The sequence below is a fragment of the Acinetobacter sp. ABJ_C5_2 genome (genome assembly GCF_044538485.1).
GTDB lineage: Bacteria > Pseudomonadota > Gammaproteobacteria > Pseudomonadales > Moraxellaceae > Acinetobacter > Acinetobacter nosocomialis_A.
On sequence record NZ_JBIUCS010000044.1, the window covers coordinates 1 to 14784 of the forward strand.

15 protein-coding genes and 1 rRNA gene are annotated in these 14784 nt (G+C 39.8%); 11 read left to right on the plus strand and 5 right to left on the minus strand.

The features are described 5' to 3' along the window. From rrf to ACH8JV_RS18525, 5 genes are all read left to right on the plus strand, one after another. Positions 1-85 (plus strand): 5S ribosomal RNA (gene rrf / locus ACH8JV_RS18505); the annotation flags it as partial. Positions 86-244: 159 nt separating this feature from the next. Further along, a complete protein-coding gene (locus ACH8JV_RS18510; protein WP_396523023.1) occupies positions 245-649 on the plus strand; it encodes an SRPBCC domain-containing protein in 405 nt (134 codons plus the stop codon). A 176-nt stretch (positions 650-825) separates the two neighbouring features. Next, on the plus strand, positions 826-1176 hold the full coding sequence (locus ACH8JV_RS18515) for a GFA family protein (protein ID WP_396523025.1): 351 nt from the start codon (positions 826-828) through the stop codon (positions 1174-1176). 20 nt (positions 1177-1196) lie between these two features. Beyond that, positions 1197-1760: a DUF4256 domain-containing protein gene (locus ACH8JV_RS18520; RefSeq protein ID WP_396523027.1), complete on the plus strand. Its 564-nt coding sequence runs from the start codon at positions 1197-1199 to the stop codon at positions 1758-1760. Positions 1761-1895: 135 nt separating this feature from the next. Further along, a complete protein-coding gene (locus ACH8JV_RS18525) occupies positions 1896-3059 on the plus strand; it encodes an acyl-CoA dehydrogenase family protein (RefSeq protein ID WP_396523029.1) in 1164 nt (387 codons plus the stop codon). Between the two features lie 65 nt (positions 3060-3124). Here the strand turns inward: ACH8JV_RS18525 and ACH8JV_RS18530 are convergent, their stop codons facing one another. Further along, on the minus strand, positions 3125-3619 hold the full coding sequence (locus tag ACH8JV_RS18530) for a hypothetical protein (protein WP_311069255.1): 495 nt from the start codon (positions 3617-3619) through the stop codon (positions 3125-3127). A gap of 169 nt (positions 3620-3788) precedes the next feature. After that, the gene (locus ACH8JV_RS18535) at positions 3789-4388 is read right to left on the minus strand and encodes a TetR/AcrR family transcriptional regulator (protein WP_396523031.1); all 600 of its coding nucleotides are present in this window, start codon (positions 4386-4388) and stop codon (positions 3789-3791) included. Between the two features lie 186 nt (positions 4389-4574). On the opposite strand from ACH8JV_RS18535, the gene ACH8JV_RS18540 reads away from it, so the two are divergent. From ACH8JV_RS18540 to ACH8JV_RS18565, 6 genes are read left to right on the plus strand one after another with little or no spacing between them, the layout of a single operon-like run. Then, complete coding sequence (locus ACH8JV_RS18540; RefSeq protein ID WP_396523033.1) at positions 4575-6380, plus strand: acyclic terpene utilization AtuA family protein; 1806 nt, start codon at positions 4575-4577, stop codon at positions 6378-6380. Between the two features lie 20 nt (positions 6381-6400). Continuing rightward, complete coding sequence (locus ACH8JV_RS18545; protein WP_396523035.1) at positions 6401-7288, plus strand: SDR family oxidoreductase; 888 nt, start codon at positions 6401-6403, stop codon at positions 7286-7288. 2 nt (positions 7289-7290) lie between these two features. After that, positions 7291-8904 carry an acyl-CoA carboxylase subunit beta gene (locus tag ACH8JV_RS18550; RefSeq protein WP_396523037.1) on the plus strand — a complete coding sequence of 538 codons (1614 nt, stop codon included), beginning with the start codon at positions 7291-7293 and terminating at the stop codon, positions 8902-8904. Between the two features lie 42 nt (positions 8905-8946). Then, positions 8947-10104, plus strand: a complete 1158-nt coding sequence (locus ACH8JV_RS18555; protein ID WP_396523039.1) for an acyl-CoA dehydrogenase family protein — start codon at positions 8947-8949, stop codon at positions 10102-10104. A 10-nt stretch (positions 10105-10114) separates the two neighbouring features. Continuing rightward, positions 10115-10951: an enoyl-CoA hydratase/isomerase family protein gene (locus tag ACH8JV_RS18560; protein WP_396523041.1), complete on the plus strand. Its 837-nt coding sequence runs from the start codon at positions 10115-10117 to the stop codon at positions 10949-10951. A gap of 18 nt (positions 10952-10969) precedes the next feature. Continuing rightward, positions 10970-12910 (plus strand): acetyl/propionyl/methylcrotonyl-CoA carboxylase subunit alpha, encoded by a 1941-nt coding sequence (locus ACH8JV_RS18565; RefSeq protein ID WP_396523043.1) that lies wholly within the window; start codon positions 10970-10972, stop codon positions 12908-12910. 48 nt (positions 12911-12958) lie between these two features. On the opposite strand, the gene ACH8JV_RS18570 is transcribed toward ACH8JV_RS18565, so the two are convergent. The 3 genes from ACH8JV_RS18570 to ACH8JV_RS18580 form a co-directional block, all read right to left on the minus strand. Then, on the minus strand, positions 12959-13378 hold the full coding sequence (locus tag ACH8JV_RS18570; RefSeq protein ID WP_019456609.1) for a roadblock/LC7 domain-containing protein: 420 nt from the start codon (positions 13376-13378) through the stop codon (positions 12959-12961). Next, the gene (locus ACH8JV_RS18575; RefSeq protein WP_396523045.1) at positions 13371-13931 is read right to left on the minus strand and encodes a GTP-binding protein; all 561 of its coding nucleotides are present in this window, start codon (positions 13929-13931) and stop codon (positions 13371-13373) included. Before ACH8JV_RS18575 ends, ACH8JV_RS18570 begins: the two co-directional genes overlap by 8 nt. An 8-nt stretch (positions 13932-13939) precedes the next feature. Next, positions 13940-14784, minus strand: an 845-nt coding sequence (locus tag ACH8JV_RS18580; RefSeq protein ID WP_396523047.1) for a hypothetical protein, incomplete at its 5' end; no start/stop codon positions are given.

Genomic DNA, 14784 nt, shown 5'->3' on the forward strand with positions numbered 1-14784 from the left:
GATCCCTTCCCGAACTCAGAAGTGAAACCTCTTAGCGCTGATGGTAGTGTGGGGTTACCCATGTGAGAGTAAGTCATCGCCAGCTCATTATTCCAAACACCCCGGTCTCGAAAGAAACCGGGGTGTTGCTTTATGCGTGGGGGAAAAAATAGGGGAGATATGATTTTACATAATCCTTTATATTGCTAATTATTTTGCAGCATAATAAAAACCAAATGAATTATAGACGAGTCTAAAATAAAAAATGTTAAAGTCCATTGAGGTTTCACAGTTTATCAATCAATCTCCTCAAAAAGTTTGGGAAGCATTGACCACGCCTGAACTTGTCCAGCAATGGTGGGCTAAAGGGGACATTCAGCCTAAAATCGGTCATCAATTTACTTTAGATATGGGGAATTTCGGAATACAACATTGTCTGGTTAAGGCAGTTGATAAGGAAATTTTATTTGAATATGACTTTGCAATCGGTGTACTTGATACAACCCTAAGATGGCAATTAATTCCTCAAGAAAATGGCACACTTTTACAGCTTAACCATTCGGGTTTTAATATGGATTCTTCTTTTGGCCAACAGGCTTTTATTGGTATGGGAAAAGGTTGGCCGCAAATCTTAAGCCGAATTGAGGTGGTAATTTCTAATAATAAATAAAGTAGGATGAAAGAATATTTCTATTTCACCTTTGGAGTGTTTAGATAATCTACTAGAGTTTTAATTAAGTAGATTGTGTAAAGGTAAAAAAATCTCAAAATCTATACGAAGATTGAAAATTGATCTATCAAAAGAATATTATAAAAACTTAAAAAATTAGAAAGAAGGAAAAAGATATGAAATATCAAGGAAGTTGTCATTGTGGTCAGGTAAAGTTTGTCGCAGAAGGTGAGTTAACAGAAGCCTTATCTTGTAATTGCTCGATCTGCCAAAAGAAAGGGTCTTTACTTTGGTTCCTACCCACTAATCAAGTTACAGTTACTTTAGATTCTCCTGATATTTTAGCGAATTACACTTTTAACAAGCATGTCATTAATCATCATTTCTGTAAAAATTGCGGTATTCATTCCTATGCTCAAGGTATAGATCCTCAAGGTAATTCTATTTTTGCGATTAATGTTCGATGTATAGATGACATTGGCTTAGATAAAATAAAAATAAATTATTTTGATGGACGTTCAGTTTAATAATTATAAGGATTTATTCAATGATAACTAAAAAACAATTAACTCAAACACAATTAAATTCACTACTTGAACTATTAAAGAAGAGATTTGAAAAGAACACACATCGTCATAAAGAAATCGATTGGACAAATGTGCGAGCTAAATTATTAGAATCGCCTGAAAAATTGTGGTCATTGCAAGAAATGGAAAACACTGGAGGAGAGCCTGACGTTGTCTCTTATGATCAACAGAAGGATGAATATTTATTTGTCGATTGCTCTCCTGAGAGTCCAAAAGGCCGTAGAAGCCTTTGTTATGACCGAGAGGCTTTGGAGGCTAGAAAAGATCATCCTCCAAAAAATAGTGCAATCGATGTGGCTAAAGAAATGGGAGCTGAGCTTCTCACAGAAGAGCAATACCATGAATTACAAAAGTTAGGAGAATTTGATCTTAAAACATCAAGTTGGCTCAAAACCCCAGATGAGATTCGACGGTTAGATGGAGCTATTTTTGCTGACCGACGTTATGGTCGGGTATTCATTTATCATAATGGAGCACAGTCTTATTATGCTGTTCGTGGTTTTCGTTGCTGCTTAAGAGTATAGGCGTTGTACATAAATAAAAATAATTCTGTTTGATGTTTTATGCCAAGAAAATGGAGGTTCTTGCAACTTTTGATTGACTGTAAACATGACAAGATATGTTTAGGAATTAAATAAAACATCAGGACATTTCTAAACATGCAACTCAACCCAATTTACTATAATGAACAACACATTGCTTTTGCTGACAATGTTCGCCGATTTGTACAAAAAGAAATGGCACCTTTTGTTAATGAGTGGGATGAGGCTGAGACATTTCCTAGAGAGCTTTATAGAAAGGCTGCTGAAATTGGTCTATTGGGGCTAGGTTTTTCAGAAGAATATGGTGGTATTCCTGATGCAGATCCATTTTATTTATTGCTGGCTGGTATTGAAATGGCAAAGGCGGGTTCTGGGGGAGTACATACCTCACTCATGGTACACACAATTGGCGCCCCTCCCATTCAGCACTTTGGAAGTAAGGAGTTAAAGGCTAGAGTCCTACCAGGTATTATTTCCGGTGAAAAAATTTCTGCTTTAGCTATTACAGAACCTGGTGGTGGCTCGGATGTCGCTGCATTACAGACTAAAGCTGTTCGTGATGGTGATTACTATATTGTCTCGGGTGAGAAGACGTTTATCACATCGGGAATTCGTGCAGATTACTATACAATTGCAGTGCGTACAGACCCAACTAAAACAGGAGCTGAAGGTATTTCAATGTTGCTCGTTGATGCGCACAGTGAAGGAATTACTAAAACACCTTTAAAGAAAATGGGATGGTGGGCTTCTGATACGGCGCATTTGCATTTTGATCAAGTACGAATACCTATATCAAATCTGCTCGGCAAAGAAAACGCTGGTTTTAAAGTTATTATGAATAACTTTAATATGGAGCGGTTCTTCTTGGGAGTAGTCGCTTATGGGTATGCATTAGTCTGTTATGAAGAAGCTTTAGACTGGGCACAGCAACGGAAAACTTTTGGTAAGAGATTAATAGACCATCAAGTGATTCGCCATAAATTGGTAGATATGGCAACACAATTGACCTCAACACGGGCATTGCTTGAAGAAACTGCATGGAAAATGACTCAGCCGAATTTACAGGGGCCGGAATTGGTGGCACAAATTTCAATGCTTAAAAATGTTGCGACTCGCACTATGCAATTTTGTGCTGATGCGGCTGTACAAACATTGGGAGGTATGGGCTTTATGCGTGGAACTAAATCTGAACGTATTTACCGTGAGGTTAAGGTCAATATGATTGGTGGTGGTGCTGAGGAAATTATGAAAGATTTGATTAGTAAGCAGTTAGGTTATTAATTTATTTTCTTCACGAACGGCAGGGGATAGAATAAACACACTTTTCAAGTTTTGATGTGTTTATTCTAATTCTTTTGATTTCTACTATTACGTTCAGCATAAATTCTATCTCGTTGTTTTTCATCCCGTTTTAATTCAATTTCATATTTTTCTTTTAACGCATTTGCTTTAACAGATTGTTGATGAATAAGTATTAACTTTGTTTCTAGATCTCGTTGAGAGTTGGAGATATAGTCGGAATCTCTATTCGGAAGAATTAATATCATTTGTTTTGCTGAGATATAGTCTGTCTCCCATTCTTGAATCCACTTTTTTAATCCCCCCGAACGCAGTTGTCCAGTTGCTGATGATATTGCTTCACGTGATCTTTTTGCTTTTGTTAATAACTCTGGTAAGTCATTCACAGTTAAAATTAATTGAGTTTCAGCTTTTTTTAATTCAAGTCTTAGATCCAAAGATTTAATTTTCGAAAGACGTTGTAAACTAATATAGCCCATTATTGATCCAGCTATTCCAGTAATAGCACCGACGATCGCAGTTAATGTTTCAATATCGAGCATCTAATATGAACCTAATATTTAATATAACTAATCTATTGGTAATTCTTTTAAATAGATAATATATGATTTACGTTTTAAGGGGCAAAAATTCTATCCATTCTTCATTTAAAATTGCCCAACATTCATGTTCTTTCCATATTTTTCCTCAAATTCTAAGATATTACAGAACTCATTTCAAAGCCATCTCCCAAACCATTTCAGTTAACTCATCAATTTTGACTTTACCCTCAGCTTTATACCAAGTTACGGTCCACGAAATTGCACCACCAACTAATCTTCGCCAAATAAAGGCATCATGCTTTATTTTGCCTTGAGTACATAATTTTTCAATAACATCCAACCAGATTTGCTCATATTCATTACGCATTTTTAAAAGATAATCTTGTTTTTCTTTTGATAGGGCAAACCACTCATAAACCAAAACAGCCATGGCTGCACCTGTATCTCCAGTAATTGAAATGAGTTCAGATTTAATAAGAGCACGGAGTTGTTGTTCTGGATTGGTAGATTGAGCTGCCGCATCTTGTAAACGAGCAAGATTGTAAATAATGGTTTCCTCCATCACGTGAGCGAGGATGTCATCTTTACTTTTAAAGTGGTGGAATAAACTTCCCGACTGGATTCCAATAAATTGAGCAAGTTCGCGTACGGTGGTTTTATCATAGCCTTGTTTATGAAATAGGTAAGCAGCTCCCCGTAATAAACGACCACGTGGGCTATCGTCAAAACAAGAGATATTTGGAATCTGTTCAATTGAAGTAGCAATCATGCGAAAGCCGGATCCTTTATATAAAAAATACTTAACAGAAAAGTTTGCCAAATCTCGTCATGTTTTAGCTGAGCTGTCAAGTTTGGCAGTTTTGGTCAATTTCACAATAACATTTTGCTCTTTACAAACCAAGCGCTTGCTTGGTAATGTTGAGTGTGATTTTTAAACAAAATAATGAGAAATAAAATGGCAAGTAATCAACAGGATGATGAGCGTGTCGTGAAAATAGGTTGTGCCTCTGGGTTTTGGGGGGATACCAATACTGCCGCTTTCCAATTAGTACATCTAACCGATATTAATTATTTGGTTTTTGATTATTTGTCAGAGATCACCATGTCTATTATGGCAAAAGCGAAGATGGTGGAACCAAAACATGGTTACGCTTTAGATTTTGTCAGCCGAGTCATGGCACCCTTACTAAAAAAAATTGCAGAGAAAAAGATTAAGGTAATTAGTAATGCTGGTGGTGTTAATCCATTGGCGTGTCGAGATGCCTTGCAAAAAATTATTAAAGAGTATGGTCTAGATCTGAAAGTGGCTGTGGTGTTAGGTGATGATCTTTTGCCAAAACATGAGCAGTTAAAATCACAGAATATTCAAGAAATGTTTAGCGGAGAAGCTTTGCCAGAACAGGTGGCGAGTAGTAATGCTTATTTAGGGGCAGTGGCTATTCGCGATGCCTTAGACTTAGGCGCAGATATTGTGATTACTGGTCGTGTGGTTGACTCTGCTGTGGTGCTTGCCCCTTTACTTCATGAATATCAATGGTCTTTAGATGACTACGATAAGTTGGCACAAGGCTCACTGGCAGGTCATGTGATTGAATGTGGTGCACAATGTACAGGTGGTAATTTTACCGATTGGCGCCTAGTACAGGGCTTCGACAACATGGGGTTCCCAGTGGTTGAAGTAAGTGAAGATGGTTCATTCGTTGTGACCAAACCACAAGGTACCGGTGGTCTGGTATCTATTGCAACGGTTGCTGAACAAATTGTTTATGAAATTGGCAATCCTCAAGCATATTTATTACCCGATGTCATTGCTGATTTCAGCCACGTACATTTAGAGCAAGTCGGGGAGCACCGAGTTCGTGTGACGGGTGCAAAAGGACAAGCACCGACTAAACAATATAAAGTCAGTGCGACTTATCCAGATGGTTATCGGGTTTTAGTCAGTTTTTTAATTGCAGGACGTGAGGCACCACAAAAAGCACAAGTCATTGCCGATGCGATTTTGGCGAAATGTGAGCGTGTTTTAGCAATGCGTTCGGTGCCGCCATTTAGTGAAAAGTCTGTTGAAATTTTAGGTATTGAAAGTACCTATGGCGGCCATGCCCAAACATTAAATAGTCGTGAAGTGGTAGTTAAAATCGCTGTAAAACACATGTTTAAAGAAGCATGTATGTTCTTTGCATCTGAAATTGCACAGGCTTCAACAGGTATGGCTCCAGCCTTGGCAGGTATTGTTGGTGGACGTCCAAAAGCATCTCCAGTGATTAAATTATTTTCATTTTTAATTAATAAAAATCAAATTAATGTAGAAATCGATTTTGATGGGAACCGTTATCAGGTTGAGATTCCTCGGGGCATTTCTACAGAGCAATTCAATACTTTAGCAGCGGGTGAAAGTGCAGTTTATCAAGGGAATGAAATTGAAGTTCCTTTGATTGAAATTGCGCAGGCCCGCAGTGGTGATAAAGGCAATCATAGCAATATCGGTGTGATTGCGCGTAAAGCAGACTATTTGCCATGGATCCGTGCAGCACTGACGGAAGAGACTGTTGCAAGCTATATGCAGCATGTTTTGGATGCTGAGAAAGGGCGAGTAATCCGTTATGAGTTACCGGGTTTGAATGCACTGAATTTTATGTTGGAAAATGCCTTGGGTGGCGGTGGTGTTGCAAGCTTACATATCGATCCGCAAGGTAAAGCATTTGCACAGCAATTATTGGATATGCCTGTAAAAGTTCCGGCAAATCTTTTAGAAAAATAAAATGAATGGATGAAACAAAGATGAGTTATCAATCAATTTTTAGACCAGATGCTTTTGCTAATAAAGTAGTCATTGTGACAGGTGGCGGCTCAGGAATTGGTCGTTGTACTGCACATGAGCTTGCAGCCCTCGGCGCTCAAGTCGTGATTACAGGACGCAAAATTGAAAAATTAGAGAAAGTAAGCCAAGAAATTATAGAAGATGGGGGCTTAGTTCATTTCATTGTTTGTGATAACCGTGAAGAAGAACAAGTGAAAAATATGATTGCCGAAGTGATTGAGAAATTCGGCAAATTAGATGGCTTGGTAAATAATGCTGGCGGCCAGTTCCCCTTAGCTTTAGAGAATATTTCAGCGAATGGTTTCGATGCAGTGGTGCGTAATAACTTGCATGCAACTTTCTATTTAATGCGTGAAGCTTATAACCAATGGATGGCTAAACATGGTGGCAGTATTGTCAATATGACTGCTGATATGTGGGGTGGTATGCCGGGAATGGGACATTCTGGTGCTGCGCGTTCAGGGGTTGATAACTTAACTAAAACAGCATCGGTTGAGTGGGGCAAATCTGGCGTTCGTGTAAATGCGGTTGCACCGGGGTGGATTGTGTCATCCGGTATGGATAATTATAGCGGTGATTTTGCCAAAGTGATTATTCCAAGTCTTGCTGGCAATGTACCGCTAAAACGTATGGGAACTGAATCAGAAGTTTCATCGGCGATTTGTTATTTACTGTCAGATGCTGCGGCTTTTGTGTCAGGTGTAACTTTGCGTATTGATGGCGCTGCATCGCAAGGGACACGCATGTACCCACTAGCTGATGCGACAAATAGTCAGTCTTATAATGGTTTCCATCGCGCGTTTATTCCTGAAATTTTTCAGAAAAAGACTGAGGCTGAGGAGGAGTAACAGTGACTATTCTCCAATCCGAAATTGCTGTTGGTAGTGAACATTATCAAAAGAATAAAGAGGCATTGCTTACTCAACTGAGTGAAGTCCGTGCTATTCAACAAAAAAGTATTGATAAATCGTATGCTGCCAAACCGAAATTCGATAAAAAGGGCAAGATTCTGCCGCATGAGCGTGTACGGTTGTTACTCGATGCTGATTCACCTTTCGTTGAGCTTTGTGGTTTGGTTGGCTACAACATGCATGATGATAAAGATGGTTCAGAAGCTGGAGGGGGGGTAATTGCTGGCCTTGGTTTTGTCAGTGGTGTGCGTTGTCTAGTCTCTGCAAGTAATAGTGCGATCAAAGGTGGAACCATGTCACCGATGGGTGTGCAGAAAACCTTGCGCCTACAAAAAATTGCCTTAGAACAAAAACTCCCACTGATTACGCTAACCGAAAGTGGCGGCGCTAACTTAAATTATGCGGCTGAAGTATTTACCTATGGCGGTATGACTTTTGCCAATCAGGCACGTCTTTCAGCGGCAGGTATTCCACAGCTTGCAGTTGTTCATGGTAATGCAACGGCAGGAGGGGCTTATCAACCCGGTCTTTCCGATTATGTCATTGCTGTACGCAAACAAACCGAAATGCTTCTTGCAGGTCCACCTTTACTTTTAGCTGCGACTGGTGAAGTAGCAACAGCTGAAGAGTTGGGCGGAGCAGAAATGCATTCGCAGGTTGCCGGAACAGCAGAATATTTGGCAGAAAATGACGCTGATGGTATTCGACTTGCACGTGAAATTTTTGAACATCTGAACTGGAAAGAGCAAATCAAACCAGTTGAAATGACTTATAAGGAACCTCGTTACGATGCTAATGAACTGTTGGGTGTGATTCCAAATGACCCTAAACAACCCTTTAACATGAAAGAAGTGGTTGCGCGCATTATTGATGATTCAGATTTTCTAGAATTTAAACAGGAATATGATGATTTAACAGTATGTGGCTGGGCAAAAATTGGAGGTTTGCATATCGGTATTATTACCAATAATGGTCCGATTACCCCTCAAGGAGCAGCGAAAACAGCTCAGTTTATACACCTGTGTGAACAGACCAAACGTCCATTATTGTTCTTGCACAACACCACAGGTTTTATGGTGGGAACTGATGCAGAGCAAAATGGCATTATTAAGCACGGCTCAAAACTGATTCAAGCTGTTGCGAATTGTTCTGTACCTAAAATTTCGATTGTTGTGGCAGGGTCGTATGGTGCTGGCAACTACGCGATGTGTGGTCGAAGCCTATCACCAGACTTTATTTTTGCTTGGCCAAATTCGCATGTTGCCGTAATGGGTGCTGCTCAAGCCGGAAAAGTGCTACGCATTGTGGCTGAAGGAAAACAAAAAGCTTCCGGTCAGGAACCGAATCCGCAAATGCTCGATTTTCTTGAGCAAAGCACGGCCATGAAATTGGAACAACAATCTACCGCGCTTTTCAATACGGCCATGCTACATGACGATGGCATTATTGATCCCCGAGATACCCGAAAATTATTAATTTTCCTTTTACAAACCATTTATGAAGCACAGCAACGAGAGCTAAATTCAACTCGTTTTGGTGTGTCCCGTTTTTAATCAACCTTTACCGCAATTAAAAAAATTAATAGGAATAACACAATGAAATTTACTGCTGAACATGAAGCATTGCGCCGTACAGCTCGTCAATTTGTTCAAAATGAGCTGAATCCACATATTCCAGAATGGGAGGCCACGGGACGTTTCCCAATCCATGAAGTATTTAAGAAGATGGGTGATCTTGGTTTATTAGGAATTTGCAAGCCAGAAGAAAATGGCGGTTTAGCGTTAGATTATTCGTATAACCTCGTGGTTGCAGAAGAAATTGGCTATGCGGCTTGTGGCGGGGTGCCTTTAGCTATTGGTGTACAAACCGACATGGCAACACCTGCTTTGGCACGTTTTGGTAGTAAAGAATTACGTGATGAGTTTTTAACACCAGCGATTGCTGGAGAATATGTTGCCTCAATTGCGGTATCGGAAGTTCATGCTGGTTCCGATGTTGCTGCTATTAAAACCACAGCAAAAAAAGATGGCGATGACTATGTCATTAACGGCAGCAAAATGTGGATTACAAACTCATTGCAGGCCGACTTCTTTTGTCTTTTAGCCAATACGTCTGATGATAAACCACACGTTAATAAGTCGATGATTATTGTGCCAGCCAAAACTAAAGGGATTAGTTTTTCAGAGCCGTTAAATAAATTAGGGATGCGTTCAACGACCACAGCGCAGGTTTATTTAGACAATGTACGTGTACCTCAGCGTAACTTGGTTGGCGTTGAAGGTATGGGCTTCATGATGCAGATGATGCAATTTCAGGAAGAGCGTTTATGGGCTTGTGCTAATGCGATTGGTGGTTTGGAAAATTTAATTCAAAAGACTATCGCCTATACCAAAGAGCGTACGACATTTGGTCAACCACTCATTAATAACCAATATATCCATTTTCGTTTTGCCGAACTCATGACTGAAGTAGAAGCGCTTAAAGCCTTAACCTACCAAGCGTGTGAACAGCATATTGCGGGTGAAGATGTGACTAAGCTGGCATCTATGGCAAAGCTCAAAGCAGGCCGTTTAAGCCGTGAAGTTGCCGATAGCTGTCTACAATATTGGGGTGGCAATGGCTTTATGTGGGATAACCCTGCATCCCAGCTATATCGTGATGGTCGTTTAGGCTCTATTGGCGGTGGCGCAGATGAGATTATGTTGGGGATTATCTGTAAGTTGATGGATATCTTGCCAAAAAAACAAAAATAAGGAATCAACCATGACACTTTCAGCATCGCTTCAAGCTTTAGATATTGATGACAGTATTCAATTAGAACAAGACGGCAGTGTTTTATATCTTTGGTTAAACCGACCAGAGAGCCGTAATGCCATGAACTTGAATATGGTCAATGCGATTCAACAAGTTTTTACTGCCATTCGTGATGATCTTTCAATTCGTGCAGTCATCTTTCGTGGTGAAGGTGGGACTTTCTGCGCAGGTGGTGATATTAAGGACATGGCTGCTTTACGCGTTGAAGCAACTAACATTGGTAGTCTACAACCTTATACTGACTTTAACCGCCGTTTTGGTGCCATGCTTGAGCAAGTCGAAGTCGCACCACAGACTGTTGTGGTGATTTTAGAAGGCGCTGTTTTAGGTGGTGGTTTTGGTTTGGCATGTGTTTCAGATGTTGCCATTAGCCGTGACAATGCCCAGTTTGGTTTACCTGAAACAGGGCTTGGTGTGATTCCTGCACAAATTGCTCCTTTTGTGGTGAAACGTATTGGTCTGACTCAGACGCGCCGACTTGCTTTACTCGGCATGCGTTTTGAAGGGCATACAGCACTAAGTGTCGGAGTGGTTCATCAAATTGCGCATAATGAAATCGAACTAGAGCAAGCTCTAGAGGAAACCATTCAACACATTAGACGAGCAGCTCCCCAAGCTTCACGTATGACTAAAGCATTGTTACATCGAACACTCAATGAGTCTTTGAGTGATTTACTAGATGATGCTGCACAGCAGTTTGCTCAAGCAATTGGTGGGGCTGAAGGACAAGAGGGAACGATGGCTTTTATCCAGAAACGTTTGCCGAATTGGGCCGATGAATCATAAGAGATAAGGATAAAAATAATGAAATTTTCAAAAGTACTGGTTGCCAACCGTGGTGAAATTGCAGTTCGAGTCATGAAAACTGCTAAGGCAATGGGCTATCAAACTGTCGCAGTTTATTCTGATGCTGACCGTAACGCTCGCCATGTGCAAGAGGCTGATGAAGCTGTCTATATTGGTGCTTCAAAAATATCAGAGTCTTATCTTTCTATTACCAAGATAATAGATGCATGCAAAAAAACTGGGGCAAATGCGGTTCACCCTGGCTATGGTTTTTTGTCAGAAAATACTGATTTTGCTCAGGCATGTATCGACAACCAGATTACATTTATTGGGCCTACCGCTTCTGCAATTGAGTTAATGGGCAGTAAACGCCTTTCAAAAATCGCCATGATTGAGGCGGACGTCCCTTGTGTGCCGGGCTATGAAGGTGACCGACAAGATCTCGAATATTTAGCAACTCAAGCAGAACAGATTGGCTTTCCAATTATGGTCAAAGCTTCTGCGGGTGGTGGCGGTCGTGGCATGCGCTTGGTACAGCAAGCATCCGAGTTGTTTGAGGCTTTACAAACCGCACGTTCAGAAGCTGAAAATGCTTTTGGTTCGGGGGAGTTGATTTTAGAAAAAGCAGTCATTGCTCCACGCCATGTCGAAATTCAGGTTTTTGGCGATACTCACGGCAATTATGTATATTTGTTTGAGCGCGATTGTTCAATCCAGCGCCGTCATCAGAAGGTTGTTGAAGAAGCTCCATGTCCGGTGATGACGCCTGAACTGCGTCAGAAAATGGGTGAGGCAGCTGTAGCAGCGGCAAAAGCATGTGTTTATGTCGGGGCAGGTACAGTTGAGTTTTTGCTAGATGCATCGGGTGCATTTTACTTTTTGGAGATGAATACCCGTTTGCAGGTAGAACATCCGGTCACTGAGCTTATTACAGGGTTAGATTTAGTTGAATGGCAGTTACGTGTGGCGAATGGTGAGCAGTTACCTTTAAAGCAACAGGAATTGACCTTAAATGGACATGCGATCGAAGTGCGTTTGTATGCAGAAGACCCACGTCAGGACTTTTTGCCACAAACAGGAAAAGTTTTACGCTGGAAGCCTGCAACTTTGCCAAATGTGCGAATTGATCATGGCATGTTAGCAACTGATGAAGTCAGCCCTTTCTATGACCCAATGGTGGCGAAGGTAATCGCATACGGTAAAACCCGTGAGGATGCGATTCGCTTACTTGCTCGTGCCGTACATGACTGTGTTTTGCTGGGTGTAAACAGTAATAAGCAGTTCTTGGTCAATTTATTACGCCATCCTGTTGTTGTTGCTGGTGATACCAATACCGCATTTATTCAGCAGCATTTTCAAAACGACAGTAGTCTACGTAAGCAGGTTTTATCTTTAGAAACATTAGCGATTGCAGCGGCATTATTTAGCCAAAGTAAAAGTACTGCGATGTGGCAAACTGGGCTTGGCGTACCATTACCATTAAAGCTTAAATATTATAATCAGCAAATCCAATTGCAGCTTTCATCTGTAAATAACACGTTTACGGCACAGCTTTGTGATCAAACAGTTTGTATTGAAGTGCTTGAGAGAACACCAGAGCAACTAGTTTACTTAATTGATGGTGTACGTCGCCGTGTACACTACGTATTAGATGGTGATCAGCTTTATTTAGATCGAGATAATGGCAATGTTGCGATTCGCAACATAACTTATGCTGCCCCAGAAACTGCTGATGTAGCTGGCGATGGCAAAATTCGTGCACCGATGGATGGCGCTGTAGTGAATATCTTGGTCAATAAAGGCGATCAAGTGTTGAAAGGCCAAACATTATTGATTCTTGAAGCCATGAAAATCCAACAGCAGATTAAATCTGATGTGGATGGTGTAGTTGAAGATGTGTTAGGGCAACAAGGTCAACAAGTAAAAAAACGACAAATGCTTTTTACTATTCAAACTTAAGTAAAAATACCGCTCTAAATAGGGCGGTATTTTTTATAGCAGTGAGGGTTATTCTCCATCTGCCTCTGCAATCACTTGGCTTGCTTTTTTTAGACTATAAAGCAGTTGCCCTAAAAGTACATCTCTATTACTTAGGGTAACCATCACCATCGGGTGATGGATCGCTGGAATAGCCGTTAAAATGGCCTTACCATTATCTGCATCTAATGTGATGTTATTACAGCCGGTCAATTGAATTTCTTTTAAAAATGCAGTGACCATTGCCAAAATTGAGCTACTCACCGCTGCTAATTTAGTGGTGTTATGGTAGTTCTTGTGGCTTACTGTTGCCAATTCAAACCCATCTGAAGAACAAATCATCACAAAGTCTACACCACGTGTATTCATCAGAATTTTTTGGGCTTCACTTTTTGCAAGTTGTAGCAATTGTGTTGGAGCGGTTCGTTTTTGAACTGGAATACTAAGCATGATCTTTCCCTTGAGATGTTGCGCCTACCTTAACTTCAAGTGATGCAATTAATGATTCAACAATCATTAAAATGTGCTCTTGTTCTCTTGCATCAATAAAAAATAATGGATATTGAAGTTCATTTTCTGTTAACCAATTACGATACTGTTGAAGTGAAGATTCTTTATTTTCATCAATATGTGTAATACCAATCGCAATATTATTATTATAATTTTTAAAGGTTTCTAAGTAGTTTTCTAACTCAGAAATTGGACTAGGACTATTATGATCTAACAGAAGAATAATACCGATTGCACCTTCACAAATGACCGACCAGATAAAATCAAAACGGCTTTGTCCAGGTGTTCCATATAAGCCAATTTTAACACCATCATCTAATGTGATTTCGCCGTAATCGATCCCAACGGTTGTTTGTGATTTTTGGTGACTTTGTACATCTGTATTAAATGCCTCTGTTCCTAAAATTGGAATTTCAGATAGCGACTTAATTGCTTCTGTCTTTCCAGCCCCCATACTGCCCGCAAAGACAATTTTATATTGCTGTATAATCATAACGTTCCCTAAAGACCAAAGCGGCGTCTAATCTTTCCTATAAAATTCTTAAAAAAATGACTTTCAGTATTTGAGCTTTCTAAATGCGATTGTGGGGCATACGAACACTTATTTTCAGGTACGTATTTACCGTTATTTGCCATTAAGCAAGCTGTGATAAAACGTAAAACAACATCGATTGGTTGGTTGAGTTGTTTAGCAACCTCAGTGACTTTTGCTCCCTGTATAAAACAGGCAGAGAGCTGCAAGCTAATTTTTCTATATTCTTTTTGATAAGGTTGTGGCCAATGATCGATTTTGAAGTAACCATCAGCTGAAGCTAAATTTTCAAAGTCTGTTGAACACCAAATTAAATTCCATAACCAATCTTGTAAGCAATAACCTTTTTTACGAGAAACCTTAGTAAAGTCCGATGTTTTAGCAAAAGCAAAGTTAAAGCTCATATTGGTATGTGCTTTTTGACGGGAAGGTTCTACCCAAGCAGTTTGAGTTCTATTATCAATAATGGCTAAGGTGCCTTTATCATCAAATAAATGTAATTTGGTATTTTCTGGGCTATGCAAATTTCTTATAAATTGTTCATCTATGATAGATATTTCATTTGATAAAGCTGGGCCAGAACCAATAGCCGCATACTTTAAAGAAGATAATACGTTTTTTTGTAGCCAAGAGCGCAGCGATTCTGTTTTTTCTAAAGGGAAGTGTAAGATATGCTCATCAATAGAATTTCCATTTTCTGAAGGTGTTTTGGTAATTTTTAAATAAGGAAATTTTTTCTTTTGAAGAATGTTTTGAATATTATCTGCATCAAAAAAGTTTTCATTAATGATTAATAAATCAATATGATTATTAG